This is a genomic window from Ligilactobacillus equi DSM 15833 = JCM 10991 (assembly GCF_001435735.1).
Classification (GTDB): Bacteria; Bacillota; Bacilli; order Lactobacillales; family Lactobacillaceae; genus Ligilactobacillus; species Ligilactobacillus equi.
The window spans coordinates 13,578-16,232 of sequence record NZ_AZFH01000113.1 but is presented as its reverse complement, the minus strand read 5'-3'; the positions used below and the strand labels follow the sequence as shown (position 1 = coordinate 16,232).

At 29.6% G+C, this 2,655-nt stretch carries 1 protein-coding gene and 1 pseudogene; one reads left to right on the top strand and one right to left on the bottom strand.

What is annotated here, in order from left to right; translation table 11 throughout:
- Nucleotides 1–478 precede the first annotated feature (478 nt).
- Nucleotides 479–2,209 carry a 6-pyruvoyl-tetrahydropterin synthase-related protein gene (locus FC36_RS07335; protein ID WP_025021256.1) on the bottom strand — a complete coding sequence of 577 codons (1,731 nt, stop codon included), beginning with the start codon at nt 2,207–2,209 and terminating at the stop codon, nt 479–481.
- 253 nt (nt 2,210–2,462) lie between these two features.
- On the opposite strand from FC36_RS07335, the pseudogene FC36_RS12345 reads away from it, so the two are divergent.
- Nucleotides 2,463–2,655, top strand: a pseudogene (locus FC36_RS12345) (hypothetical protein); the annotation flags it as partial.

The window sequence follows — 2,655 nt, the reverse complement described above, 5'->3', positions numbered from 1 at the left end:
CTGATTAGTCGTTAAAAATCTCATTTTAACTTGTCCGTTTTCTTGACGCAAGACCATTCAAATTTAACTTTGAATATGGATAAAACTCGGATACAATTATCCATAATGTGCGTGGTGCTAGTTAAGTATCATTGACATAATCAGTGATACTAGGGTATTTCTGTTTTTTTATTAAGCAAAAGGTACCCTTAAACTTCGCTATATTCCTATTAGTTTATAGCCAAGTATGTGCCAGAAATTAGGTTGTATCTTTAATAAATATTGATATAGCAACGTTTTTTCTTAAATCAACTAGCACCACGCAAATAATGTCGTATCTAACTTAGAAAAACAACATCTAGTACTATTTCTGTACGAAAGAACAGTTGCGATAATTTTATAAGCAATCACTCTTAATGGTTTCGCTTTTTCACAATTTCAGCCATACAATCATATGTTAACACTATTTGAGTTGGATAAAATGGAGAATTATCACCTCTTATAAATCAGTATTAGCTGAGCTTAATGTACGTATGTACCCCACCTCATTAGAAATACCATAGAGTACAATCAAAAATATTGTAACTATCGATATCCATTTTACAAACTTAAAACATTCTGAAGGTTGATAAACTATTTTGATTTCGTTTGTTCCCTTTTTTAAAATTCTAATGCCAATTGTAGATCTTTTTGTTTTGTAATATGTTATCTTTTCCCCATTAGCTTCTACACTATAATTACCATAGTTAAAAAAAGGAAGATCAACATCTACACCCGATTTATTCGTGTTCAACATATATTCAATCCCGTTAGGTATGCTTTTATACTTTAATTTTGTACTCTTATTACCTACATATGCAATGTGATTACGTAAATCTTCTTGAATTTTAGCGTTACCGATATCCACTTTTGGCCAATAGTCACTAGATCCAACTCCAACATTATAGCCTGTCACAAAATATTTAAATCCCTTAGTAGAAGTAAGTTGATAGTCGCTAAACGGTGCTACTCTTTTTGAGGTTGGATTATAGTCTATAATAGTTTGGTTTTTTCTCGTATTAAGTAAAGTATACACTGAACTTAAGCTTAGAAATATAACCCCTGAACAAACTACAAAATACTTTAAAACTCTTCGACTTTTACCAACTAATATTTCAAATGTATCCACAGATGACACGGCTAAGAAAAAATTAGATATCATCAAAATACGTCCTGGCCATTGAATAGCTTTTATAGGTGTATTATTCAGAAAATTCCATGCAACATCAAATAACGTAGTTGTCGCACAAAAAGAAAAAATACCTAAAATAATTATCACTTTATTCATCTTCGACTGTTTTTTCCAAACACCTATCCCCATAATCGTTACTACTACAATCAAAGGGCCCAAGGAATCACCAGAATTTAATGCATTCATAATTGAATCACCAAATTTTATCCCAGCTGTTGATATATCTACTTCTTTAGTCGTTGATATATCATATCCATACGCAGATAATAATGTTACCCAGTAAAATAATGTTGCTAAAAAACTTGACATTATCGCATATACTAAGTATTTAATATTCTTAATAGTTCGCTGCCAATCACTAATAGTTATTAGTACTAATACAAAAAAAATGACAATAGAATAAATCATGACACTCAAGATATGAGTATAAATAACACCTATCATCCCTAACGATAAAAAATACCATTCTTTTTTGTCGTTATAGAAAATGCTATATAATCCATAAAATATTAATGGCAAGAAAGAACATGCAATCACTTGTCCTAAACCAAAAGTTTTAAACCACCAATTAAAAGTATACTCTGAAAAAATATATAAAAATGCAAAAATGAGACTCTTCTTCCTAGAACCCCAAAATTTTATGCCCATCATATAGGAAATAATCATCGAAATCCACATAAAGAATAATATTCCCATATAAACAGCCTCAATAGGATTTTTAAATATAATCATACATATAGCCATTGGATATAATGGTAAGAAACCATAAACCATATTAACAAATGTACCCAATTGATTAAAGCTGTACGTACTTATGTACGAAAAAGCATTTCCATTTTGAATATTTTTATATAAATCATAAATTCTATTTAAATGAAATGACATATCTACACCAGCATGAAGTGTTCCGCTGTGAATAAACGGTAGCATTACTATACTACAAGAAATAAGAAAAATAAAAATTGCAGTAACATCTTTTTTTAAATTACTTTTCAACATATAATCTTCTCCCAAATTCAAAATAAAACACATACACAGTTAATATGATTAACAAAAGCATTAATAAAAACCATCAAGCAAAAATAATAACACGAGGTGTAATATACCTAATTTTAATATTTTTAACTTTTTTCAACTAGGCAAACTGTAAAATTAAGTTAGCCACCTAGTAAAATAAAAAAATGCCATAAGCATTTGCCGTGTTATCATAAAATAACCAAATAAAACAAATGAAAGGCACGGTAAAGTACTTATGACATTGGTTAATGATAACACACAAATTGTAATAAATCACCCTCAAAAAGGAACTCATTTAACGATTCAAGAGCGTGGACAAATTCAAGCCTACAAAGAAATTGATAGTCGTTCTGAAATTGGGCACTTTGAAATTGATACTGTCGTTGGCAAGAAAGACTCTATGGACAACGTTTTAATAGTCTTAACTT